We start from the raw sequence: 26875 nt of genomic DNA on the forward strand, positions 1-26875 counted from the left end.
TAAATGATTACAAAAAATATAATTAATAATAAACAACAACAAACATCTCTTTTGAGAGAAATTATGCAGCGTTTGTTAAAGAACACAATTCTTTTAGCTGCGATTCTGTTTACAGCAACAACTTTGGTTTATTCACAACCATTACCAATTGCTACTATTTCAGGTCGTTTAGCACAGAACCAAATTCGCGTTTTAACTCGCGATACTCTTTATCAAGTAGCAGGTCATTATCAGGTGGCAGGCTTCTTAATCATTGAGCCAGGAACTACAGTAGAGTTCCTTCCAAATAGTCGTTTAATCGACTCTGTAGGTGGTAAAATTATCGCCGACGGAGAAGTAGAGGCAATTTGGAATAGAAACACATTCAATTTGTTATCATATCCAGAGCGTTATTGCGATAGGAATTATGTGATGGCAACTGTAATGCAAGGTGGTCGTCCAGAGCCTTCAATTGATCCATCATCTTTAAATCCAGCAACAGCTTGGAGAAAACCAGATGGAAATACAGTTGGAAATTGTAATCCTCAGCCAAATTGGATGAGTTACGTTCCTTGGACATTGTTCTGGTATGCAAATAGGTTAACTTATTGCAATCAGGATCCAAATCTTCATGACACACCTTATCGCAGAGATGTAACTCGTGCTCCGATCATTTTCCGTGGTCGTCCAGCGAATCGTTATTCACGTGAGTGGGGACACATTGTAATTTTACCAGGTGCTGATACAGCAGTTTTTAGAAATGTTAAATTTGTTAACTTTAGAAAAGATACAAGTGTTACGAATTCTACAGAATTTTATAACCCAAATCAATTAAATGGTTATAATAATTCTCAAATTCTAGCAGGATTTGATTTAAATAATGAAATGAAAAGGTTAACAAGTGGAGGTGGTGGAGCTATTACAGTTTTCTCATCAAAAACTTGGTTAATTGATTGTCGTTTTGATAGCTGTTTTGCTCGTTCTCATGGAGGTGCAGTTCAATTCCTACAAGCTCCTTGTGACAAAACAGGGTTAGTTTATGCAGCAAATCCAAATGTGTATAATAATGAAGTAGGTGCATTAGGTTATGGAGTTGCTGGATGTAGTGCAAATTCGTTTAACACAAATACGATTGTTCAAAATGGCGCTTTTGCTGCTAATGCTGCTCCTTTCCCATTAGTTGGTACGAATGCTCCAGTTAATCCAGAAACTTATGATTTATATAATACAGCTACTAGCGGATATATAATGCCTGTTGGTAATGTTAAAGTTCCTGGAATGACTTCAGTTCCTCCAACAAATTTATTGATTTCACCTAAACCAGCACCAGGTAGTGTTGCTTTATTAGCTAATCCGATTCAATATCGTCCAACTTATGATGATGGTCGTATGGCAGCTAATATGGGAAGAATTCGTCGTCTAATATTTAGAGACAATAGAGTAGTAGTTGGTGCAACTGTTGATGATGTAAAAGGTTACAGGGATACAACAGTAATTGCACCATTGTATAATACTGGAGGCATTGCAAAAAATGAAGCATACGGTGGTGCTGTATATGTTTCAGGTCGTAGATTAACGACAGTATTTTTTGGGGCTGGTCAATCTTTATTAACTCCAATAATTAATGTTCGTATAGATAATGGTGGTCCTTTATTGTGTCAAACAGTTCCTCCTCCAAATGATTCATGTCAAAATGGATCTTATGCACGTGACCCATATGATGAAATAATTTGCGAACGTAATCATGCTGTAAACTTCCAAGCAGCATCAGTATTTACAAATGGTGCAAAAGGAGGTGCATTCCACATAGGTGATAGTTCTTCAATGGTATTCCAACGTGCTCGTTTTGAAGAAAACTTTACAGCTACACCAAATATATCAGGAGATGATTGGGAAAACCGTGCTTTGTTATCTCAAGGTGGTGGTATTTATATGTCATCTAAATCTCCAAGATTAACAATTAAAGATTTGTCTTGGTTTATAAATAACAAGTCTGGTCAAGGAGGTGGTGTTTATACAGGTGCTATTGAAGATGCTTGGAATAAAGATACAGTTTCGCCATTAATTACAGGTGATAGTATTTATTTCTTAAGAAATAAAGCAGAATATGATGGCGGTGCTATTTACACTCAAAGAAATATACAAATTGAATCTAAATATATTTTTTGCGGAAATTGTGCTGATGGTTCTTTAGATCGCAGAATACAAATTAGTGATAACCGTGCTTGCTTATCTGGAGGTGGTGTTACAATAGATAACAGAACTAATTCAGTTAATAGCCGTGGGTCAATTAATCAAACTAGAATTAATGGTAACGCTGTAGGTGATCCTTCATCTAATGATTATCGTTTAATTCTGTTACATAATCCATTAGTTGAACCGTTTGGAAATTTCATTAAGAACTTTGGTACTTATCAAGTTAGAGATTCATTTATTTGTTCTCCTAAATTAATGGAACATGTACTTGGAGGTGGTGGAGTATTCTCATACTATGGTAATAATGGTTCATTTATGGGAACAGAATTTTTTGGTAATTGGGTTATTGGAGGAAATGGTGGAGGTTTGGCAATGATTGCTCCAGTTAGATCAAATCGTTACTTAGGTGCTAGTAACGATCAAGTTGTTGGTGGTGAATTTTTCTGTGGTCCAGAACCAAAAAGTCAATTATCACTAACAAGATTTTTAAGGAATTATGTTAATAAAGATATGGTGACTCCTTTAAATAGGAATCCAAGAGCAAATACAATTCAAATGGGAGATCCTGATAGAAATGGTACAGGTTTAGGTGGGGCAATCTATATAAATGATCGTCAACCAAATGCACCAACACCTGGAGCACCAAGAACCGATTCAATGATTTTACATAGAGTAAGAGTTGAACAAAATCAAGCTTGGTCTGGTTCAGCTGTATATTCAGACAATTATGAAATGCGAGTTGTTATGAATCGTTGTTTAGTTTCTCAAAACAAAGCAATTTCTACAGAGGGAAGAAATACAGATTTAGTCGATAATTATTATACAGATCCAGTTGCTTCAAGAACAGTTGCTGCTACTTTTTATGGTGAATGTGAAGGACCATTAGCATATGGTATTTATAAATATGATCCATTCAAGGTTGCAACTGTATATTCAAGTAATGCTAATTCAGTATATGATAATGATGCAAGATTTATTTTAAGATTACCAGATGCTCCTAATAACATACCTGGTTTAGGATTAAGTGGAACAGATACAGTTCGTGGAAATTATTGGGGTGAGACACAAGCACCTGTTACTACAATATTACCAACTGGAACAATTCAAACAACATTTTTTGTTAAAGGAAATGGAAATTGTGTATTACCACTTAAAAATACAGCTATAATAAATCAACAAGGTCCTTTTGAATCTTATCGTAAAACATTTGATCCTCCAGGAACATATTATACATATCAAAGTATTCCAATTGGTATAGTACCTGATACATTATTAATGGAAGGTCAAGTTTATGATATATTCGATAAAGGAGTTGATATCAAACGTGCTGATTATTCAGATCCTAGATTAGCACCTATTGAAGACTTTGCAGTAGGTATTCCTGCTAGATTAAGATCTTATGCTCCTTCAAGTTTAGGATTTACAGATTCAACTAGTAGATATTATACAGATAAAGTTGTTCGTCGTTTAACACGCGATCCATTCCAAGTTGAGAAATGTAACAATGCTGGTGATTCGTGTTTAGGTAAATTACAAGCAGAATTTGTAGGTAATCATCCAATTGGTTATCCTATGTTCTTACAATCATGTGCAAATTATACTGGATGTAAAGATACATTAAATGATGATCCTTATTCATTGAACCATTCAGTATTTTATGTAGTAAACGTTGAAACTGGAGAGTTTATTCGTTCTACAATGAAACAAAAAGAAGAAGGAAATTGCAATTTATATTCAAGAGTTGAATTTGTACCTGATTCAAATGTACGTAATCCATTAGCTCGTAGATCTCGTGAAGAAAGAGCAGCATTTTCTTATAATGAATTGTATAGATTAACTCCTCAATATTATTTGGAGAATCATAATGGTAATGTTCCTCCAGTGTTTTTACCTAAAATAACTGATGATGCAGTTACAGCTAAACTTAAAAGTATAAGTGCATTAAAATGGGCTCGTCATAGAGCTGCTGAAGTAGAAGATTCAGCTGCATTACTTGGAAGAAGATATGGTAATGGTGTTGCAGATTTAGGAGGACCTGGATTTGGATATTGGCAGAACAATCCATCAAACGCAAGTTTTGGTACAGTAAAAGCAGTTACATATGCAGATTATTATGCTGGAGATAGATATCAAGCTCTTCCTGTAATTAATGGAGATAGAGTAGTTGTTGTTTCTAGAACAAATTTATGGGAAGTTTTAGATAGTATTGCATGGAATGATCCTAATCGTTGGGATGCTACTGATAGAGTATTAGAAGCAGCTAGGGTAAGAGGATTAGAATTTCAAATTAGTACTAATGTATTACCTCCAGTTATATTTGGACAAAGAGATTCACTTGAAAATAAAACTCCAGCTGAATTAAGAAATAGTAGATTCTTAGTTGAAGATAAAGTATATCAAAGTGATCCAACTGGAGTAACTCGTTCTGAGATATTAGATGCTACAGCATATGATATTAATAAATTCTATGATCCTTTGTCATGTTATTTCCCAGACAAATATTTAGGATTAAAATATGAATGGTCACCTCTTCAAGAGTGTCCAAATGTAAACACAACTAAAGAAAGTGCTGATCCTAAATTGGTTAGATTAGCTTCTTGGCTAAAGAGTGAAAATGTATATCCAAATCAACCAGGTCAATATGTAGATCCAGTTGGTGAGAATACACGTGGATTCTTAAGATTTTGGGGTACTCCTCACAATCCTGATGTTGTACCAGGTGGAGAATTGTTGCAAGTTAAAGTATCAAATTATGCTCCAGATGCTAGAATAGTAGATCATTTGAAAGGAATATTAGCTGATAGTGTTGTAGCTAAATATGTGTTTATTTACAAACCATATTACAATTGTGAACAATATGATGTACAAACAGCAAGATACTTACAACAAGATTCAATCGATTTTAGCCAAGGATCAACTGCAACATATCGTTTAAGAATATTTGTTCAAGATACACCTCCTGTATTTAAAACAGATGTAACTCCTTGTCCATTATGTTTAGGTAAAGTAACAGCCAACTTAACTGATAAACTTCGCTTTAACTATGATGTAGTTACAGACGACGAGCAAGAGGATGATGCAGCTGAAGTAGAAGGATGGGATTTTAGATATGGTAGAACTACCTATGGATTTAAATTTACAGATAGAAACGCTAGTAACATTGATAATAATCAAGATGATGATGTAACTGAAGTTAGACCAACTTGGATGGCTGATAAATATTTAACAAATAAAAATTTAACTCCAGATCAAGGTGTTTCAGTAACTAAAAATGGCAATATAATTGTAAGGATTCCAAAAGACGAAGCTTTTGAATTACTTAAAAATCCAGCTCAATCTAATATCGTTTATAATTTTGATACAACCTTTACAGTATTCGTTAATGATGGTCATACTGGTCAAAATTATAAGAATGTTAAAGTAATTGTTAATGTTCCTCCAGTTTTACAAGAAGCAACATTACCGAATGCTAAAGAAGACTTTGAATATAATCCAGAGTTAAGAGATTATTCAAAATCAATTATGGCTGTTGATAGAAATTACAATCAAAGAGTTAGATATTCCTTAATTTACAAAAATGATGCTAATAATGAAAGCAAATTTCAAAATGGAGCAAGTGTAAAAGATGAAAATGGAACTGTTAGAACAAATGATGCATCTACAGCATTCTTAAGTCGTGACCCTTGTTATCAAGAAGCAGGTGTTTTAACTGCTTCAAAAACAACACCAAGTTGGTTAAAGATTAATCCTGTATCTGGTATTCTTTATGGTACACCTGGAATTAATGATGCACCAAGAGGTACAGTAAATGGTTGTCCTCAAGAAGTAGTTACAGTTGTTGCTGTTGATGAGTGTGGATTAATGGATGTTAAATCTTATAATTTAAATGTTGATTCAACTAATCATCGTCCAAGATTTTATGGACGTCCAGCAATTGTTTGTGTTGATGCAGATGATAAATATGAAGACAGCATTTGTGTTACAGATAAAGACTTATTAAGATTGAAAAATGGTAATTGTGATGTTCGTGAAAAACTTCAAGTTCAGATAACTGATCCAGCTGGTGTGTTTACTGCAACACCATCTACAATAAATGGAGATATAACACCAGATTCAATTTGTATAAAAATTACAGCAGCTTCAATTCCAGCCTCATTGAGAGGAAAGAAACTACCTATTACAGTAAAAGTTACTGACTTAGCTGGAAATACTGATCAAATTACATACGAAATTTCTGTTAGTGAACCATTAGTATGGAAGGTTGGATTAGATATAGTTAACACAGTAATTGATGCTAATAGAAGAGTTGCTCCAAATGCTTATCAGAAATTAACTTTCGGATCTGCTCAAAATGCTACTACAGGTGATGAAAATGCTAATCTTGGTAATTTAGACGAAATATATTGTGAATATGAACTTCCACCATTACCTCCAAGAGATGTATTTGATACACGTTGGACAGTAGTTACAAGAAATGGTGTATTAAGAAATATATTCCCTGGATCAGTTACAAATACCATGACATGGAAAGCTACATTCCAAGCAGGAAATTTACAAACTGGAAGTCCAAATTATCCAGTGAGAATTAGTTGGAAGAAAGCAGAAGCTGATAATGCTAATAAAAAAATGGGATTGAATACACCAGATGGGTTATACTTAACAGATCAAAATCAATCATATTTTGCAGTTGATATGGCAAATGGTGCAGCAAGTTCTGTCATTAAGCCAGGTGTTGAATTAATTGCAAATGCAGCTGGTGATTCATTATCATTAGTAATAAAATCTACATTAATAGAAGGATTTAAAATAGTTACAAAGAAACCTACTCTTAATGAGATTGGAGGTGTTGACGATGCTGTTACTGGATCAGGATTTACTTTAAGTTCAAGTATTCCAAATCCATTCTCGACTAGCACACAAATTACAGTAAAATCACAAAAATCTGCTAAAGCAATAATTGAAGTATACGACGTAAATGGTAAAGCAGTTGCTACACTATTTAATGGAACATTTGAAGCAGGTAGTAAGTCATATATCTGGAACGGAAAAGATAATGATGGAAAATCTGTTGGAAGTGGTGTTTATTCATTCAGATTATATGCTGGTGGAGCAATTTTAACAAGAAAAGTAGTTCTTACTAAATAATTATTAAATGGAGGGTAGCAATTGTTACCCTCCTATTATTAAGACACTTTATTATTATCGTATTTAAATTATTAAAAAGCAATTATTAACATTAAAATAAATATTATCAGCATGAATTTGCGTCGTACAATTCTAAGAGTATTTGCTATAGCTCTGGTCTGCTTCGCAGGAGTTCAGGGAGCTTTTGCGCAAATCTCAAGTCAATTTGGAATTGAAATTGTGCCTAGGTTTTACCGCCCAATGCTAGGTGGAACAACACTTGGAAGAAATGATTTCAAAGATTTATATTCTCCAACAGTATCAGATGCTGACAATGGAGTAGCAGGACCATATAATTTAGGATTTTCATTTGATTATAATGGTCAACTTTATAGTCAATATTTTATATGTGTAAATGGTTGGATTACATTTGCAGCTCAAGGAGCTTATTTAACATACAATCCAAATTCTTTATTCAACAATATGCGACCTAATTTAACATTAGCGCCATATTTTGGAGATCACTTTTTAAGAACTTTCGGAGTAGATATTAGCGATCCAGCAGGACGTGCTTATCGCCCTAGTTTAGTAAGAGTTGTAAATATGCCATCTGCAAGAGTTGGTGGTATTCAAACAGAACCAGATACAGTTGTTATTGAGTGGAATAATATGAACATAAATTTTAGATTCGATCCATTAAATCCAAATTCTCCTTCTACTCCATTACATCAACCACAAGCTACTTCAGTTGGTACATTCCAATGTTGGATTATACAAGCACCAATTGATCCTGTTAAGAATCCGAAAAATTCTAAACAAGGTGATATTGAATTTCATTATGGAGCTTTAGGTTCTGCTGGAATTGTAAAAGTAAGTGGTACTTCTGTAGGTATTGAAGATGATCCTTATCAATTTGGTGGATTTTCAACATTTATTAATGCTGTTGCTTTTAGAGAAACTGGATTATTAGATAGTGCTAAATTCAGTAGAATGTTAAGCAATGGTACTTGGCCACCATCTGGAAATCCAGGTTTATGTTTTAGATTTAGTGGAAGAAAAGTTAGAGGTCAAGGAATTTGGGGTGATGGAGATGCTGATGTTTCTCAATCAGATCCACGTACTCCTGATTATTCATGTGAAGGACAGAGATTATATGTCAGTTATAAAGATGTAATCACAATTTTAAGACATGCTGCATTTGGTCAAGGACCAGATCCAAATTGGGATTATACATTTGGTCAGAATGGTTACCATGGTGATGTTAACCATGATGGAAGATTCTTTTACTCTTCAAGCAATTGGAATGGAACTTCAGATTCAATTATTAATGGCAAAATATTTAGATACATAAAGTATGAAAGATCAAAAACTGTTGATTATAATGTACCATTCTCATTTGATCCAACATTTGAAAGATACTTGTTTGATGCAGATGAAATGGATGCTGCTTTGATCATGCATTATTTAGCTGCAAAATTACCAGTATTACCTTGGTTGCCAGATACTTTACCTCCTTTCACAGGAAAAGTTAATCCTTTAAATGAATCTAACGATATCAATATATCTTCAAGTCTAGTAAACAAAGGTAATACAATTGATATTCCTCTTACATTTAATGGTTTTGTAAATGGATCTGTTGGTTTATTAATTAATGTTTCAAATGGTTCTAAAATAGTTGACATTAAAGCAAATGACAAAATCAATTCAGGTTTAGTTCAGGTTGTAAATAATGATAATACTGTTGCATTAGCTGCAGCAGGCAAGTTTAGTCCAGATGAAGTTATTGCCATTTTAACAGTAGAAGCTCCTGAAAGTGGAGAAGTTATATTTAACAATGTTAAAATTAATGGTAAAAATCTTGGAGTTCGTAAATATAGTGTTAATAATGGTGTAACTGGTGAGTTGCAATTGTCTTTAAATTTAGTTCCAAATCCAATATTTGCAAATAATTTAGCTGTTATTAACTACAATATTCCAACAAATGGTAATGTTAAAATTGAAATATTTAACAATACTGGGAAATTAGTAAATTCATTAGTTGATTCAGAAGTTAAATCTGGTTCATATAAAGTGAGTTGGAATACTAAAGATGTTAATGATAATACTATTGAAGCTGGTTCTTATTATTGCAAGTTAACATTTGATGGCAACACAAAAGTAATGCCAATTCAAATTATTAAATAGTTTGAAATAAAAAAAACTATGGGACATATACAAAGTATACTTATAAAATATTCTTTTTTGTTTATTTTAATTTGTATATGTCCTTTAAGTTTTGTTTATAGTCAGAAATTAATTGAGTTTAAAGTAAATTTTGATACTTTAAACATTAATTATTGTCAAGAAGATCGAAGTTTTATAATGCCAGTTTGGACTCAAGATTTTGATTTCGTTGATAGTATTTATAGTATTAGAATGGTTGTATTATGGGACAAAAGTTCTCTAAAAATTGAAGATGTTGTCTGTAGTCAAAACACAATTTGCAATACAGCTGAGATATTATCTAAAAAAGTACTTATAGATCCTGAAGGTGGTAGGTTAGTAGTTGAATTTGGAAATAGTAAATTTCCATTAGTTGGCAAAAATATTCCTTTAATGTATTTAAGCGGGAAAGTTATTAAAAAAGGTCAAATTAATCTCCCTGATGGGTGGATTACAGTAGCACCAGGTATTGATATCTTAAGTCCAAATAAATATTTACAGAAAATTAGTACAGGATTTGTAAAGATTATAAAAGATACATCAGAAAAAAATAGAGCTAGAGTATATATTTTAGATAAAGATATTGATACAAATAAATTAGATTCTGTTACATTAAATGTTGAAAAATTCAATAAAAAAGGTGTATATAAATTTAATTTCAATATAGTTAGTGATATTAATAAAGTTAGAATAGTTGATTGGAAGAGTGCTGTTGTTTACGATTCAATGAGATGGAAAGTAAAAAATATTAAGATTGTAAATGATACTTTGTATGGTGAATTTGAATCTGAAAAGGAAATTGAGATTGGAGGTCCATTTATTAAATTGATTTTTACAAGAACTAGTGACAGTAGTTTTTCAAGTTATATAAGAGTTAATAGTTTTGAATTGAATCAAGAAAGTTGTATTTATAGTATTGATAAAATTGATTCAAAAATCAACGCTAATTCAATTATGAAGAAGGATACAATAAGTAGTATTGAAAGTTACGGAGTAGAAAATAAATTAAATGTATATTATTATAACAATTCATTAGTATTTAATAATGTTCAAGATTTTAATAATATAGATTTATTTAATTTAAGTGGAAAAATACTCTTTAGTAAAAAGAAAAATCATTCTGAAAAGAATATAGTTATTCAACTTAATGAGAAGTTAAGTAATGGTAAATATCTTTTATTATTTACCAATGAAAATTTGATAAAAAAATATAAACAAATAACAATAATAAATTAACTCTATCCAAGAGAGTAAATTATGAACAAAAAGTATTGGTTAGGAGGTCTGATTGCAATTATGATGTTAACATCAATTGCAATTCAAAAAACTTCAGCGCAATCTGGCCCTGACAAATTTTTACCTATTCTGAGTTTACAAAACCCAGTTGCTGGTGATCCAGAAGCTCCTCTAGAGCAATTTGTATCTGAGCCAGGTCCTGGCGAAAAACGTTATGTATCTATGCCAGTTTTTATTAAAAACGGCTTAGAACAAACTACTTACACAACTGGAAATAAAATTGTATCTGGCGAGCCAATTTACAGTTTTCAATTTAAAATTCAGTACAACAAAACTCATCTTAAATTTGTTGGGTTAGAAAAAAGAGGTCCAGCAAATGGAGATACAACTGTTTTGGCAAAAGATTTTAATTTAGCAGCTAAAGTTGCTGACGATTCTACTTACAAAATTCAGACAACTAATGGAGCGTCTTTGTATGGATCAAGAATAATGATTGATGGAGCATCAACACTTCCATTACCATTATCAAGAGCATTAACAAATAATCCTCCAAAAGGAAACTGGGATTTAAGAGGTTGGTCTGTTCTATTTTGGGCGAAGTTTGAAGTAATTACTGATCAATTTGGTAATAATATTACTGGAGGATTAAGTAGTGGTATTGATCGTGATCAAATCATAATTAACAAAGATTCAATACATTATGGTGGAAACATTGGTATTCGTTATGATCCAACAAATATTACTCCAGCAATGGTTGCAAGAGGATTCCATCCTGCTCCAGCGTCTATTAGACCAAGTTCTAATGTGATTTTCCCTTCAATTCCATCTGTTGCAAGTTATCCAAATAATTATGGAGCTAGAATAGTATGGATTGTAGCTAGACCAGAAATGGACTTACGTCCATCTAATTTAGTTAAATCTCTTAATGGAGATTCAACAAATTGGGAATTAATACTTCCAATTAGAACATGGTATAAGAATACTAATATCGTTGCAAGACAATTAACTTTAGTAAATTTATTGAATGGAACAGAATTAACAAACATTGATATTCAATCTGATAATAATTGGCTTAGAGTTGATACAAATACTACTTTTGGTGCTGGAGGAAGTTCAAACCCATTTTTAGAAAGAGGTTATCAAATTAGAAAAGTTGGATTACAAAAAATAGTAAATATAATTGCTAATCCTGCTTTATTAGCTAATGGTACTGGTGATAATCCATCAGATTATCCAGCACCTGGTTTTTATACAGGCTATATTACTTTTAAATCATCTGATGCAGTTAATAGTGCTTTGAGATTGAAAGTTACTTTAGTTGTTTATAGAAATCCATTAGAACCAAATTTAAAATATGAAGATGAATCAGATAATCAAAAAGGAATTCAACTTTTAGTTAGAAACTCAGCTCCAACTCCTGATACTACTTACATGACTTTTGGTTCTGGTAAAGATGCAACTAATGGTTTAGATACATTGTTTGGTGAGGTAGAAGCATTACCAGGTGATACAATAATGTCAAACAAATTTGATGCAAGATGGTTCCCTACTACTAATATTACTGATAGAGATGGTTCTATTCATCCAAATAGAGGTTTTTACGATGAAAGAGATGACCTTCCAGATTTAAGTTATGATAATTCAGATCCTTACGGACGAACACCTTCAACTGGCGCTACTCCTAAGCCTACTATTAAACATAATAGTATTGATATTCGTAATTTTAAATCAGATACAACTATTGTTTATTGTGCTAAATTTTCAGCAGGAGCTCCTAATTTTTATCCAATATCTATCGAGTATGATGTAAATGATTTCCCTATAGGCTCTATAGTTTATATTAGAGACGATGTGAATGGAAGTTTGTGGTCAACTGATTTAAGAAATTCAACTGGTCTAGGTGGTTCAAAAAGAGCATTTTATATTAGAGACCCGAACATTAAAGGTTTCTGTATAGAATATACATTACCAAAAGTTACACAATTCCCAGAAATGAAAAACGGTTGGAATTTCATATCTATGCCAGTTCGACCAGGAGATCCAAGATCTGGAAGTGTTTTCCCAAATGCAGGATCAGGTAGACCAATTCGTTTTACTCAAGCACAATATTTTTCAGAAGATAGTGTTGCCCCAGGAATTGGATATTTTATTAAGTATGATAATGACTTATGGAAACTTGATCAATACGTTTCAGGTGCTAAAATTAAAGAGATACATGAGTTAACTACTCCATATAGAGTAAAAATATTTGAAGGTTGGAACTCAGTTGGAGGTTTATCTGCTACTGCTTCAACAGCAGATATTGCATTTGGACCAATTGGAGGATTAGCAACTCCATCTAGAGTTGGTGAGGTTTATCGTTATGTAACAAATAGAGGATATGAACAAGTTTCATTAATTCTTCCAGGTTTTGGATATTGGATTAAGATAAGTAGTTCAGGTTATTTCCGTATTAAACCTCTTCCAGGTTCATTTGGAAAAGAAGCACCAGCTTTAAGTGACGAGTATAGATTATTAAATAAGATTACACTGATTGATAATTCTCAAAAATCTAGTTCTTTATATTTTGGCTCCAACAAAATTAATGATACTAAATATGAATTACCTCCATTACCTCCAACTGGAATGTTTGATGTAAGATTTAATAATAATGGATTTGTTAGTTCAACAAATAATGTTAGTGGTTCTCATACAATTAACTTACAAGGAGCTGATTTCCCAGTTGTGTTAAGCGTCTCAAATTCAGATGCTAATTATACAGTTGTTGATGCATTAACTGGTGAAGTATTTGGGGAAGTTAAACAAGGAACTAATTCTAAAGTGACAATTAACAATTCTAAATCAACTTCGTTGAAATTAGTTGGAAATGGCATTTCAAAAGTTTCTTTAGGTTCAGCTTTTCCTAATCCAGTTCAACGTAAAGCAATGTTCTCAATTAGCCTACCAAATGAAGAATATGTTAAAATCAAATTAAACAATTCTATTGGTAATGAAGTAAATACATTATTCGAAGGAAAAGTTGAAGGTACTAAATCTGTAGAATTTTCTGTTGAAGGACTACCTTCAGGAATTTATTATTATACAATGACTACTTCAAGTGGTGTTAAAGAGGTTCGTCAATTAGTTGTAAATAAATAATTTTTAACAAGTTTTATAAATGGGTGAGAAATTGAGTAAGTAGAAATACTTAAATTCATATTTCTCACCCATTTTATTTTAATAAATAAATTATGAAAAGAGTTGTATTGATACTTCTAGTGATGGTAAATATAAAAGCATTACAATCACAAATTAACATCATAGATTCAGTTAAATTTACATCTGATTCACCAAATACTGATTTACCAATTAGTTTACCATTTGGTTCAGGTGATAAATTTACTGATGGATTAGATTTAAAGGAGAGGGAAACAATAATACCTGGTCCACCTCCTCAATCATTTTATGTATGTTTTACAGATCAGCATCTTGAGACGAAAGCTATTGGTGATAGATCTATAAATGATTTTAGAGGAATTCCTGATAATGTGAAAAATTTCTCAATAGATACCTATAAATGTACTTATGAGTTTGAAATATTTAGATATATTGGTACAAAAGTTATTATAAATTTTCCAAATAAAATTTTATCAAAAGGAATTGATTCGATTAATTTTCAAGATGTACAACTTTCAGGTAAAAGAGTAAATAAAACAATAAAAGATGGGAACAATATTATTGAAATAAATGAAGAAGGATTGAAATATATTCAAATGACTGTATATTATAATTTAAAAAGCTTAAGAGTTAAAAGTATAAATGAGGAGAAGGTTAAAGAATTTAAATTAGTCCCAAACTATTTTATTAAAGGTAATAAAATCTTCTTAAATTTACCTAATAATGTAAATACATTAAAAATTTATAATAGTCTAGGAAGTAAACAATTAGATTTAGAAATTAAAGATAATCATATAACAATTGAGAATCTAAATTCAGGGAAATATTATGTAATTCTAAATGGTAAGAATAGTTACAAAAGTGAATTAATTGTTGAATAAATTATTTTAAATTTTATAATTAAAGACATAGAAATTAATTTCTACCCAAAAATTCTTTATTCCAAGATTGAAAAATTAATGAAGGAGTTGCATCAGGGTGAATTTTTAAAAGTTCATAAAATAAATGTCCTAAACGATTTGATCTTAAGTCTCGGACATCATAAGCTCCACCTTTAATAAATGAATCTTCACCTATTTCAATTAGAATACCAGTTAAGTTTGCAATATACCTATTTTCAATTAGCCAATAAAGATATGCTGATGCAAAAAAATGTTGTAATTTATCTTTATCGTAAACATTTGGTTGATCTATAAATAAATGAGATGGTAAATTTTGAGTTCTTTTGATAAAATTTAGATTAGATTCAAATGACAAAGGAATTTTTAGTCCAAAAGTAAAAGGTATATTCTTATGCTCAAAGGTTGAATAAAGGCAAGTTAATAATGTAAGTCCAAGATCATTGTTACAAACTTTCTGAGAATATAAATAAATTAAATCAAGTTTTGTTAAATCTGTTAAAGTAGAATCTTTGTTTAATGAGTCTATAACCCAATTTCGGGTCAAATAACCAGATTCAATTAAAGAAGGAATTACAAAACTAAAAGTTTGTGATTTTAGGATAATAAAACTTGAAAAAAGGATAAAAAATAAAGTAAGAGTTTTAATTGTTTAGATATTTATATAGATTTGAAAATAATTAAACTTTATTATTCAAATTTAACAAAAAATATAATTTTAAAAAAAATCATGTGTGGAATAGTTGGATACATAGGTAAAAAAGAATGTTTGCCAATTCTTTTAAATGGATTGAGAAGGATGGAATATAGAGGCTATGATTCAGCAGGTGTTGCAATATTAAATGATAATATTAGTATATGCAAACAAACTGGAAAAGTAAATGATTTAGCAAATGTTGTTAAAGATAAAGTTTTAACTGGTAACATTGGAATTGGCCATACAAGATGGGCAACTCATGGAGAACCTAATTTTGTAAATTCTCATCCACATTCTGATTCAAAAGAAGAAATCGCCTTAATTCATAACGGAATTATTGAGAATTATGCATCTATTAAAAAATCATTAATCTCAGAAGGTTATACATTTCGTTCTGATACAGATACAGAAGTATTGGTTCAATTTGTGAGATCTTTATATGATAAAATTGGCGACTTAGAAACCGCATTTAGATCTGCATTAAAACAAGTTGTTGGTGCTTATGGTATTGCTATGATAAGTTCTTTAGAACCAGATAAACTGTATATAGCAAGAAATGGTTCGCCATTAGCTTTAGGCATTGGTGATAATGAATATATTGTTGCAAGTGATGCTTCTGCTATTGTTGAATATACAAGAAATGTAATTTATTTAGGAGATGGCGAAATGAGTATTTTAACAAATGAAGGTTATTCTATAAAAACTATTGATGATGTACCAGTAATCAGACAAATTGAACAAGTTAGTTATGATATTGATGCGATTGAAAAAAGTGGATTTGATCATTTTATGCTAAAAGAAATATTTGAACAGCCAGATACAGTTAAGAATGCTATGAGAGGTAGATTGCTTGAAGATAATGTAAAGCTTGGTGGTTTAGAGCAAATTAAAGATAAATTAAGAGATTCTAAAAGAATTATAGTAGCTGCTTGTGGAACTAGTTGGCATGCTGCTTTAGTTGGAGAATATATGATTGAACAATTAGCTGGAATTCCAGTAGAAGTTGAATATGCAAGTGAATTTAGATATAGAGAACCTATAATACAACAAGATGATATATTAATTGCAATTTCTCAATCAGGTGAAACTGCAGATACTTTAGCAGCAGTAAGGGAAGCCAAGCAAAAAGGGGCTACTACATTAGGTATTGTTAATGTTGTAGGTTCTAGTATTCCCAGGGAAACAGATGCAGGAGTTTACTCACATGCAGGACCTGAAATTGGAGTTGCTTCAACAAAAGCATTTACTTCTCAATTAACGGTATTAGCATTATTAGCAGTTAAAATGGCTAGAATGAGAAGGATGGGGGCAAATGAAGGTAGAAACATTATTAATGCTTTGAATGATTTGCCAGATAAAATAAGTAAAGCCTTATTGGTAAATGATCAAATAAAAGAAATCGCTAAAATTTATGCAGATAGTAAAAATTTTTTATATTTAGGGAGAGGCTTTAACTTTCCTGTTGCTTTAGAGGGTGCTTTAAAATTAAAAGAAATTAGCTATATACATGCCGAGGGTTATCCAGCAGCTGAAATGAAACATGGTCCAATTGCTTTAATTGATGAAAATATGCCTGTAGTATTTATAGCACCAAAAGATGAAATATACAATAAAATAATTTCCAACATAGAACAAGTAAAAGCTAGAAGTGGCAAAGTGATTGCAATTGCAACAGAAGGAGATGAAACAATAAAACATTTAGCAGATCATGTTATTTATGTCCCAGAAACATTGCCTTTTTTAGCTCCTATTATAAATGTAATTCCATTACAATTGTTAAGTTATTATATTGCACTGGAAAGAGGATGTAATGTTGATCAACCTAGGAATTTAGCAAAAAGTGTAACTGTGGAATAGTGTACTATTAAACTAAAATAAGTATTGAGTTTGATAAAAATATTAATAGAAAAAAATAAGTTAATTAAGTATGCTCCAATTTTAAGTGGAATATTATTAGGACTATCATTCCCACCAAACCCATTAGGTGCTTTATTTGCAGGTCTTGGCTTTATTCCAATTCTATTTTATATAAAGTACTCTCCTGATTATAAGGATGTTTTAAGAAAGTGCTATTACACAATGATAATTTTTACCCTTTTATCCAGCTGGTGGATGGGTAGTTGGCAAGCTAATTCTGACAAATTTTTAATATTAACTTGTATAGCTTTTATTACTTTACACCCATTGTTTTATTTACCAGCCTTTGTTATTTATAAATTCGTATTAAAAAAATGGGGAGAATTCGTAGGTTTAATTTGTTTTTCTCTATTTTGGTGCTTTGGTGAATACCTACATTCCTTAAGCGAAGCTAGTTACCCATGGTTTACGATTGGTAATACTCAAACATATAATTTATTGTATTCTCAATTTATAGAATATACAGGGGTTTGGGGGTTAAGTCTTCTAATTTTATTTCAAAATTCGATTTTAACTTATCTAATATTTTCTAGAGAAAAGGAGATTATTATAAAGAAAAATATACTTAAAAAATCAATAATTACATTGATAGTAATTATTATAGTACCCTACTTTTTTGGAATTTACAAAGTATTTTATGAAAGTGGGAGCTATAAAAAAATAAAAGTAACAATTATACAACCTAATATAAATCCTTGGGATAAATGGAATGAAATTGATACATCAAATCAAATTAAAATAAATGCTGACCTTAGCATTAAATCATTAAAATCAGAAAAAACGGAATTGTTCTTATGGGTAGAAACTGCAATTCCGTATCCATTAAGACATCCAACATACAAGGATAAACTTCAAGAAATGACATCATTTGTTGATTCGATAAATACACCAATATTAACTGGTTTTGCGGATTATGAAGTTTATGACAAAAAAAATAAAATCTCAAATTCATCTAGAAAAGAAGAAAGAATAATAGATGGAAAAAGTGATACAATTAATTTTGATTATTTTAATTCTGCTGGATTATTTATTCCAAAATTTGGATTAAGTAGTATTTACCATAAAACCCAACTTGTACCATTTGGAGAAAGAATCCCATTCATTGATGCAATTCCATCATTATCAACTATGTTAACATGGGGAGTTGGAATTTCTTCGTGGGGACTTGGGAGTGAAGTGTTAAATTTAAAACTTAATGATAGTATAAAAATCGGGACAGTAATATGTATTGAAAGTATATACCCAAACTTAGTGAGAAAATTCGTTGATAAAGGTGCGAATTTATTGACTATTATTACAAACGATGGATGGTATTTAGGTACTCCTGGTCCAATACAACATAATCAATTCGCAGTATTAAGAGCAATAGAAAATAGAAGATCTATTGTCAGAGCAGCAAATACTGGTATCTCTTGCTTTATAAATCCTTATGGTTATAAATTAAAAAAATCCAATGAAGGTGTAAAAACAACACTTACTGAATCTGTTGAGTTAAGGAATGATAGAACTTTTTATGTTAAGTATAATGATTGGTTGCCAAAATTATGTGGGGTTATATCACTACTTATATTACTTTTTTCAATATTAAAAAAAAGCTCATAAGTTAATTATGAGCTTTTTAAAATTTATTGAACAATTTATTTTATTAAAAACTTTTCTTTACTGATTATTTGAGTTTTCCCAACAATCCCTACCTGAAAATTATTGGCATATTTAGAATAAGCTCTAACAACATCAGCCTTAGTTACAGAATTTATTAAATTGAAGGAGAATGCATATTTCCAATCTCCAAACGATCTTTGTGCAGAATAAATTGTATTTGCAACAGAAGAATTTGTCATTTGGCTCATAAAAAAGCTAGTTGAATAAACATTCTTGGAATAAGAAAACTCAGTTTCATCAAAATTACCATTCTTCAAATTATTAAGTTCTGTTTTCATTACAGAAATTGATGAGTCAGGATTGATTGTACTAACGCTCATAGTTCCAATTAATTTACCTAGTGCAATTTGAACACCAGCTCCGGGTGCATAAGATAAGTTGCGTTTTGTACGAACTTCTCTGAATAAAACTTCACGGAAATAATTTGATCCAACTCTTAATGCCCAAGCATCTTTATCAGTTATATCAGGTCCAACAAACATACATTGTATATAAGTTGTAGGTAATGGTTTGTCAACCATCTCAACTTTTGAATCATTAGGAAATTGAATTGGTAATACATTTGATCCTTTATAGCTACCTAATTGCATTGAAGAAAATCCTTTAATTTTTAATTCAATATCTGTTATAGTAACATTTCCAACTATTACAACAATTAATCTTGATCTTTCAGAAATCATTTTGTAATAGTTGCTCATTTCACTTATTGTACAGGCTCTAACATCTTTTTCATAAGATCGCTTTGATAGTATAAGATGATTTAGTTTTATTAGACTATCTGCAATCAAATTTGCTAAAGGTTCAGGACGAGACCAACGTGAGTTTACATTGTTAATTCTACGTTTAAGTATATTTGAAAACTCTACTGAATCAAAGTTAGGATTTAAGATTAATGAAGAAAATAAATCCCATGAGTTGTCAAAATGTTGTTTTGTACAGTTCATAGTAAAAGTAACCCCTCTTTGCCCACCATCGCCTCTAATCGAAGTAGATGTTTTGGATAAAAAACTTCTTAACTGATCTTTTGGAAATTTATTAGATCCACTTTCAGTAATAAGTTCACTTACGAATGATGAAATCTCTGGGTTGTTATTTAATCCATCTATCATGCCACCTTCAAAACCAGCTATAACAGAAATTAATGGACTCTTAGAGGTTTTAACAATAACCTTAATTCCATTGGAATTAAATTCAGAAACATCACTAGGTGGTTGTGAAAATATATTTACTTGTAAGGAAATTGTTAGTACTATAAAAATTAAAATTCTATTTTTCATGTATGTTATTGAAATTATTAAATTAGGTTGAATAAAAAAATTGAAAATCTAATTTGTAGATTATTACCATTTTAGCAAATTATCATTGGCATTAATTTTCAATGATTCCTCTTTATCACTACCAATTCCTAAAACGAATGGTTTATTTAAAAGGTATTTTTTTATATAATTGTTTATATCTATTTCATTAATTGTTAATGAATTTTTATCAAATTCATCATAATATTTTAAGGATGCTTTGCTCCAAATTCTAGCAGTAGTATTGATATTGAATGACTGTGGATTATCTTGTTCGAAATATTTTCCATCTGAGATAATTTGTTTTGCAGTTGCTATTTCTTCTGTTGTAAAATAGCCTTTTTCAGACATCTCTTTAATTTCTTTTTTTATCAATTCAATTACTTTATTAACGTTATCAACTGGAATTGTTAAGTAACAACCCAATGATGAAACATTCATTGAAGATCCAAATCCAAATCCTCCAGTAGTAACTAACCCACTATCAATAAATTTTTTATAGAATTTAGAAGTTCCTTGTCCTAAAATAGTTCCAATAATTTCAGCAGTATAATCATCTTTACCATCTTTAATAACAGAATGACCTCTAAAAAGCATTCTGACTAATACGTCAGGTACTTTAGCTTCTCTTTGTATTAATTGTGAAACTAGAGGAGGAAAAACAGGGGGAGAATAAGTAGGGAAAGGGTTTTCACCTTTTTGCCAATCACCTAAGAATTTTTTAGCTAATGATTGAACATCTTTATGTTTAACATCTCCAGATATTATAAGGGCTGAATTATTAGGTATGTAAAATTTTTTTTGAATTTGTTTCATCTTTTCTACAGTGGCACTATTAATTACTGGGCGCTGACCAAGTGGTTGTTTCCTGCATACAAAAGGATTCCACATAGCAGAATCTAAAGCATATCTTAAAGAAAAAGTAGGCTCAGCTTCATTACGATCGAATTCACCAAGAACAACTGGGCGTTCACGTGCAAGTTCATCTTCTTTAAACATTGGAGAACGTATTGCATTCGCCATAAATTCAACACCTTCCACTAAATTTTTGGAAGGAAGAGTAAAAAAATAAACAACGACTTCATCTGAAGTATAACCATTAAAAACAATACCCAATTGATGCAACCTATTCATGTAAACTTCTTGAGATGGCAATACAGCATTGGCTTTAAAGAACATATGTTCGTATAAATGTGATAAACCAGCGAATTCTTCTGGCTCTGTAAACGAACCATTTCTAACAGCAATCGAAATTGTTACAAGTGGAACATTATTGTTTTCAATAGTAATAACATCTAATCCATTAGATAATTTATCAGTTTGAAATGGAGAATTGTAGTTTGAAGATAATTTTTTAGATGCTGATTTACTTTGAGCATGAATAAAAATATTTAAATTCGAGTAAAAAATTAAAGTAACAAATAAAACTAAATTAAATTTGATTTTCATTATTAAACAGTATTAAGTAAGTAAAATATTGTAAAAAAATATTGTAGAAGTGACTTCCTGAAAATTTATGGAATTAATGTTTAAACTATTAATTAATAACAACTTTAAGGTCTTTCGAAATATTATCAATTGTATGTTGAACCCTGATTTCATTCTTTTTCTGAGATTCAATAGAAGTTAGAGCATGCATAACAGTTGTATGGTCTCGTCCGCCGAAATGATTGCCAATTGTTTTAAGTGAAGAATTAGTTAAATCACGAATCAAAAACATAGCAATCTGTCTTGCAAAAACAACTTCTTGTTTTCTTGTTTGTCCTGTTAGTAAATTCATTGATATACCCAAGTTCTTACATACAGCATTTTGAACATCTTCAATAGTTACATTTTGGTTATGAATTGAATTAATTCCTTGAACAACTTCACGAGCTAAGTCCATAGTTAAAATTCTGTTTTGGAGAGAACATTCTGCTAAAAGCCTTATCAATGTTCCCTCTAATTCTCTTACAGAGCTAGTAACATTTTGAGCAACCATATAAAGAATATCAGCATTAATTTGATGCCCTTCATCTAAACTAATTTTATTTAAAATAGCTACTCTGGTTTCTAAATCTGGAGATTGAATATCTACTGTTAATCCCCATTGAAATCTGCTTGTTAATCTTTCATCTACTCCTTTTAATTGTTTTGGAGGTACATCGCTAGTTAAAACTATTTGTTTGTTAAATTGATGTAGAGTATTAAAAAGATGGAAGAAATTATCTTGTGTTTTTTCTTTACCAGATAAAAATTGAATGTCATCAACAATTAAAACATCTGTAGATCTATAATGAGAGGCAAACTCTTGTGTTTTGTTGTATTGAATAGAATTAATAAAATCAATTCCAAATTTCTCAGAGCTAATATAAATTATTTTTTTTCCGGTATTGTTTTGTAAAATTTCACGTCCAATGGCTTGCGCAATATGGGTTTTGCCAAGCCCAACACCACCATAAATAACAAGAGGATTGAATCTTGTACCTCCAGGATTATCTGCAACAGCTTTAGCACTTGCATATGCTAATTCATTATTACTACCACGGACGAAATTATCGAATGTGTATCTAGGGTTTAACATACCCTCAACTTCACTAGCAGTTTGTAAAGGAGCAATTAACTCAAATGTAGGACTAGGATTAAAATTGCTTTTTAACTCCTTATCTTCTTTTTGAAAAATTTTATTATTATTAGTTGGTGCTTTTACAGATCGTTCGGAAGCTGGTTGAGAATTATTTTCTTCAATAAAATATCTTAATGAGCCTGTAACTCCTAATACATCAATAATAGCTTTACGTATTATACTATAAAAGTGCTCTTCTATCCATTCATAAAAGAATTGATTAGGAACTTGAACAGTTAGGTTAACTTCTTGCAATTCTAACGGTTGAATTGGTTCAAACCATGTTTTAAAAGATTGATATGGAACTTTTTCTCTTATCATTTCAAGACAGCGTGACCAAGCCTCTATAGCTTCTGTTTGTTTTAGCTCAATCATGCTGATTAAAAATAAAAATAGTGGAAATAATTATGAAACTAAATTGGGGCATTTGTGTAATTTTTGTTTTTGCCCAAATCTTAATTATGCGAACTTAATACAAATATATTTTCTTTACAATTGTTTCTCAGTTCCACGCAAAAAAAAATTAAATTCATTAGAAATATATTGGATTTTATATTATTAAGACTTTAAAATAATTAAATATTGAATGAAAAAAATGTTTAGTTATTTAAATATGAAAAGTTTTATTAAAAAATCTTTAATTGCAATAAATTAAAAAAAGCCTTATTGTTGCAAATCTCTTTTACTTTAAAAATTTAAATTCTAATTGATAGGAGTTAATTTTTTAAACATAATCTCTCAAAATCAAACTTATAATATACTTATTGGTTAAAAGGATTTTTAAATAAATCTTTAAATCTTATTTGTATTAAATAAAAACAAATGAAAAAAAGTTATTCTCTCTACTTATCATTATGTGTTATAGTTGCTTATTTGTTTCTAACATCATCAACTGATAACGAAGCAAAACCTGAAGATTCATCAGTAGTAAATGAACTTCAAACAAAAGCAATAGAGTTAAAAGGTTCAATATTTAAGTTGATACAAAGAAGCAATAGCTTCACTTCAGATTCACCACTTCCAATTGCAAGTGAAACTTCTATTGAAATTAACAAAAGGATTAATGAAATAACATCTACGTTAAAAAATGATTTTCCTGGTAATGATCAAGTTTCTATAGCGCAATTTTTGTCAAAACAACTTTGGGTGATTAATGAAATTTCATTACTCTCAAATAAAAGAATATCTATTTCTAAATCAATACCAAATTTATTACCAAGAGAAGGAAAGCTCACATCACTATTTGGGTATAGAATTCATCCAATTAGTAAGAGAGTTAAAAAGCATGATGGAATTGATATATCTGTTCCTCAAGGTTCAAATATTATTGCACCAAATAGCGGTGTAGTTGTTTTTGCAGGTAGAAAAGGTGGTTATGGAAATGTTGTAATTATTGATCATGGTTATGGATATCAAACGTTATATGGTCATACTTGTAAAATGTTAGTAAAAGAAGGTGATGAAGTTACAGCTGGTCAAGTTATCGCTTTAGTTGGCTCTACAGGTGCCTCAACAGGTCCTCATTTGCATTACGAAGTGCATGTTGATGGTAAAAAAGTTGATCCTCAAATGTTCATTCCTAAGAATTCTTTTCATGAATTTTCTGCAGATGTATTACCATTATTAGCGGTATCTCCAATAGAATCTTTAGATAAAAAAGTTAATTAATTAATTTGAATATATTTTAAAGCCACATCCTAATAGTTAAGGTTGTGGCTTTAGTTTTTATATTTAGAATCATTTAATTGAATTTTGTAGTTAATTTTAAATTACTTTTCCATCAAAATTACATCAACAATTGTTCATAATCTAAATGTCTAAAATTAAAATATCCAGAGCATTAATAAGTGTTTATGATAAAACTGGAATTATTGAATTTGCTTCAGAACTAAGTAAAACAGGAATTGAGATAATCTCAACTGGTGGCACTGCAAAAGCTTTAAGAGAATCAGGTTTGACAGTAACAGATGTAAGTGATGTTACTGGTTTCCCAGAAATGATGGATGGAAGAGTAAAAACACTTCACCCTAAAATCCATGGTGGAATTTTAGGAAGACTAGATAATGAAGAAGATATCTGCATTATGAAGCTTCATGGCATAGTATCAATCGATATTGTAATTATAAATTTGTATCCATTTCAAAAGACCGTTTTAAGTGGTGCCTTACATGAAGAAATTATAGAGCAAATTGATATTGGTGGTCCAGCAATGATAAGAAGTAGTGCTAAGAATTATAATTTTACTGCAATTGTTACAAATCCGCATCAATATTATGAAGTATTAAGTGAGCTAAGTTCAAATAATAATACTATAAATAATAGGCTACGTTTAAAATTAGCATCAGATGCTTTTTTATTAACTTCTGAGTATGATAATTCAATATCGAATTATTTTTCAAACTATATAAATTATAATAAAAAAAATAATTTTCCCGATAAGCTAAACTTAAATTATTTAATAGATCAGAACTTGAGATATGGTGAGAACCCACATCAAGGAGCAGCTTTGTATGGCGGATTCACTAAAATCTTTAATCAAATACATGGTAAAGAGTTATCATACAATAATATTGTAGATATTGATTCAGTAGCAAGATTAGTCCTTGAATTTGATAATCCAACTTGTGCAATTGTAAAACATACAAATCCATGTGGAGTTGCTAGCGCAGGTAATTTAAAAGATGCATATAAAATGGCATTTGATACAGATGTATTATCTCCATTTGGAGGTATTATTGCAGTAAATAGAAAACTTGATTTAGAGGCAGCTTTAGAAATGAACACCATTTTTAGTGAAGTAATTATTGCCCCAGAGTTTGATGATGATGCGATTAATTTGTTGAAAAAAAAGAAAGATAGAAGACTAATTATTGTAGATTACAAATTGTTGAAAAGTGAGTTAGTAGTTGAATACAAATCAGTATCAGGTGGAATGTTAGTACAAAATTATGATTCAGATATATTTGATAAAGACTCAATGAAAGTAGTCACTAAAAGAGAACCGACGCCTGAAGAATGGGAATCTATGATGTTCGCCTGGAAAATTTCAAAACATGTAAAATCCAATGCAATTGTTTATGCGAAAAATAATCGTACTTTAGGTATTGGAGCAGGACAAATGTCAAGAGTTGATTCTGTTATAACAGCAACTCGTAAGTCGAAGGTTGCTGGGCTTGATTTAAATGGATCAGCTGTTGCTTCAGAAGCCTTTTTCCCATTTGCTGATGGATTACTTGAAGCTATTAATTCGGGAGCTACAGCTGTAATACAACCAGGTGGATCTGTTCGAGATAATGAAGTTATTGAGGCAGCAGATTTAAATAATGCTACTATGATAATGACTGGAATGAGACACTTTAAACATTAACAATATTTGAATTTAAAATTAAACAAATGCAAAAAGATAAAATAGTTAGATTAGTTTTAAGCTTGCAAATAATTTTCAATAGATGAATAATTTCTTCTTAATAGTGTTTAATTCAAATTTAAAAAACTGATTCAATTAAACATTAGTTTATCAAAGTATTAAAAAACTTGTAAAAAGATATAAATTTTTTTCAAGTTTTTTTTTGTGATAAATCAAAATTTAGTATGTAATTTTTTTTGTAAAGTATGATTTTTTTTTGGAAAATTTTATATAAATTTTTCTAAAATTCTATAGATTTAATAACTATAAATAAATTAAATTATAATTTCAATTCAATATCGAATAAATTTGAAATTTGAATTGATTTAATTTTACAATTTAATCCGTTAGATATTGAAAATAGCAACAAGTAAATTACCATACAAATTAACTTATAATTATCCTTCAAAACCCCCACTTTTCACCACTATTGATTAATACTGAATATAAAATCAGCAGTATTAAATTTCAAAAAAGTCCATATACTGAAAATAAATTCAG

Annotated in this window: 13 protein-coding genes; 9 read left to right on the forward strand and 4 right to left on the reverse strand. The window is 30.4% G+C overall.

Features of this window, described 5'->3' with window-relative positions:
- Nucleotides 1-3: 3 nt before the first annotated feature.
- From IPP08_00435 to IPP08_00455, 5 genes are all read left to right on the forward strand, one after another.
- Entirely contained in the window at nt 4-7320 is a 7317-nt protein-coding gene (locus IPP08_00435) for a T9SS type A sorting domain-containing protein (GenBank protein ID QQS66678.1), read from the forward strand.
- Between the two features lie 111 nt (nt 7321-7431).
- Nucleotides 7432-9483 carry a T9SS type A sorting domain-containing protein gene (locus IPP08_00440; GenBank protein QQS66679.1) on the forward strand — a complete coding sequence of 684 codons (2052 nt, stop codon included), beginning with the start codon at nt 7432-7434 and terminating at the stop codon, nt 9481-9483.
- Between the two features lie 18 nt (nt 9484-9501).
- Nucleotides 9502-10737 carry a hypothetical protein gene (locus tag IPP08_00445; GenBank protein QQS66680.1) on the forward strand — a complete coding sequence of 412 codons (1236 nt, stop codon included), beginning with the start codon at nt 9502-9504 and terminating at the stop codon, nt 10735-10737.
- Nucleotides 10738-10758: 21 nt separating this feature from the next.
- Nucleotides 10759-13875 (forward strand): T9SS type A sorting domain-containing protein, encoded by a 3117-nt coding sequence (locus tag IPP08_00450; GenBank protein ID QQS66681.1) that lies wholly within the window; start codon nt 10759-10761, stop codon nt 13873-13875.
- 92 nt (nt 13876-13967) lie between these two features.
- On the forward strand, nt 13968-14774 hold the full coding sequence (locus tag IPP08_00455; GenBank protein QQS66682.1) for a hypothetical protein: 807 nt from the start codon (nt 13968-13970) through the stop codon (nt 14772-14774).
- Nucleotides 14775-14808: 34 nt separating this feature from the next.
- Here the strand turns inward: IPP08_00455 and IPP08_00460 are convergent, their stop codons facing one another.
- Entirely contained in the window at nt 14809-15339 is a 531-nt protein-coding gene (locus IPP08_00460; GenBank protein QQS66683.1) for a hypothetical protein, read from the reverse strand.
- A gap of 183 nt (nt 15340-15522) precedes the next feature.
- Between IPP08_00460 and glmS the strand changes: the two genes are divergently transcribed.
- Together glmS and lnt are read left to right on the forward strand one after the other, a co-directional pair.
- Nucleotides 15523-17346, forward strand: coding sequence for a glutamine--fructose-6-phosphate transaminase (isomerizing) (glmS, locus tag IPP08_00465; protein ID QQS66684.1), 1824 nt, complete (start codon nt 15523-15525; stop codon nt 17344-17346).
- 30 nt (nt 17347-17376) lie between these two features.
- A complete protein-coding gene (gene lnt / locus IPP08_00470; protein ID QQS66685.1) occupies nt 17377-19008 on the forward strand; it encodes an apolipoprotein N-acyltransferase in 1632 nt (543 codons plus the stop codon).
- 35 nt (nt 19009-19043) lie between these two features.
- On the opposite strand, the gene IPP08_00475 is transcribed toward lnt, so the two are convergent.
- The 3 genes from IPP08_00475 to dnaA form a co-directional block, all read right to left on the reverse strand.
- On the reverse strand, nt 19044-20345 hold the full coding sequence (locus IPP08_00475; GenBank protein QQS66686.1) for an insulinase family protein: 1302 nt from the start codon (nt 20343-20345) through the stop codon (nt 19044-19046).
- 63 nt (nt 20346-20408) lie between these two features.
- The gene (locus IPP08_00480) at nt 20409-21812 is read right to left on the reverse strand and encodes an insulinase family protein (protein ID QQS66687.1); all 1404 of its coding nucleotides are present in this window, start codon (nt 21810-21812) and stop codon (nt 20409-20411) included.
- A gap of 88 nt (nt 21813-21900) precedes the next feature.
- Nucleotides 21901-23343 (reverse strand): chromosomal replication initiator protein DnaA, encoded by a 1443-nt coding sequence (dnaA, locus tag IPP08_00485; protein QQS66688.1) that lies wholly within the window; start codon nt 23341-23343, stop codon nt 21901-21903.
- Between the two features lie 447 nt (nt 23344-23790).
- Here dnaA and IPP08_00490 point away from each other — a divergent pair, with 447 nt between their 5' ends.
- Together IPP08_00490 and purH are read left to right on the forward strand one after the other, a co-directional pair.
- Nucleotides 23791-24636 (forward strand): M23 family metallopeptidase, encoded by an 846-nt coding sequence (locus tag IPP08_00490; GenBank protein QQS66689.1) that lies wholly within the window; start codon nt 23791-23793, stop codon nt 24634-24636.
- Between the two features lie 145 nt (nt 24637-24781).
- Complete coding sequence (gene purH / locus IPP08_00495) at nt 24782-26335, forward strand: bifunctional phosphoribosylaminoimidazolecarboxamide formyltransferase/IMP cyclohydrolase (protein QQS66690.1); 1554 nt, start codon at nt 24782-24784, stop codon at nt 26333-26335.
- Nucleotides 26336-26875: the final 540 nt, after the last annotated feature.

This window comes from Chlorobiota bacterium, from assembly GCA_016700335.1.
In the GTDB taxonomy this organism is placed as follows: Bacteria; Bacteroidota; Ignavibacteria; order OLB7; family OLB7.

Excerpts from the sequence above, each read along its gene's own strand:
- IPP08_00435 (QQS66678.1), top strand. The coding sequence starts at position 4 with ATGATTACAAAAAATATAATTAATAATAAACAACAACAAACATCTCTT.
- IPP08_00440 (QQS66679.1), top strand. The coding sequence starts at position 7,432 with ATGAATTTGCGTCGTACAATTCTAAGAGTATTTGCTATAGCTCTGGTC.
- IPP08_00445 (QQS66680.1), top strand. The coding sequence starts at position 9,502 with ATGGGACATATACAAAGTATACTTATAAAATATTCTTTTTTGTTTATT.
- IPP08_00450 (QQS66681.1), top strand. The coding sequence starts at position 10,759 with ATGAACAAAAAGTATTGGTTAGGAGGTCTGATTGCAATTATGATGTTA.
- IPP08_00455 (QQS66682.1), top strand. The coding sequence starts at position 13,968 with ATGAAAAGAGTTGTATTGATACTTCTAGTGATGGTAAATATAAAAGCA.
- glmS (QQS66684.1), top strand. The coding sequence starts at position 15,523 with ATGTGTGGAATAGTTGGATACATAGGTAAAAAAGAATGTTTGCCAATT.
- IPP08_00475 (QQS66686.1), bottom strand. The coding sequence starts at position 20,345 with ATGAAAAATAGAATTTTAATTTTTATAGTACTAACAATTTCCTTACAA.
- IPP08_00480 (QQS66687.1), bottom strand. The coding sequence starts at position 21,812 with ATGAAAATCAAATTTAATTTAGTTTTATTTGTTACTTTAATTTTTTAC.
- dnaA (QQS66688.1), bottom strand. The coding sequence starts at position 23,343 with ATGATTGAGCTAAAACAAACAGAAGCTATAGAGGCTTGGTCACGCTGT.
- IPP08_00490 (QQS66689.1), top strand. The coding sequence starts at position 23,791 with ATGAAAAAAAGTTATTCTCTCTACTTATCATTATGTGTTATAGTTGCT.
- purH (QQS66690.1), top strand. The coding sequence starts at position 24,782 with ATGTCTAAAATTAAAATATCCAGAGCATTAATAAGTGTTTATGATAAA.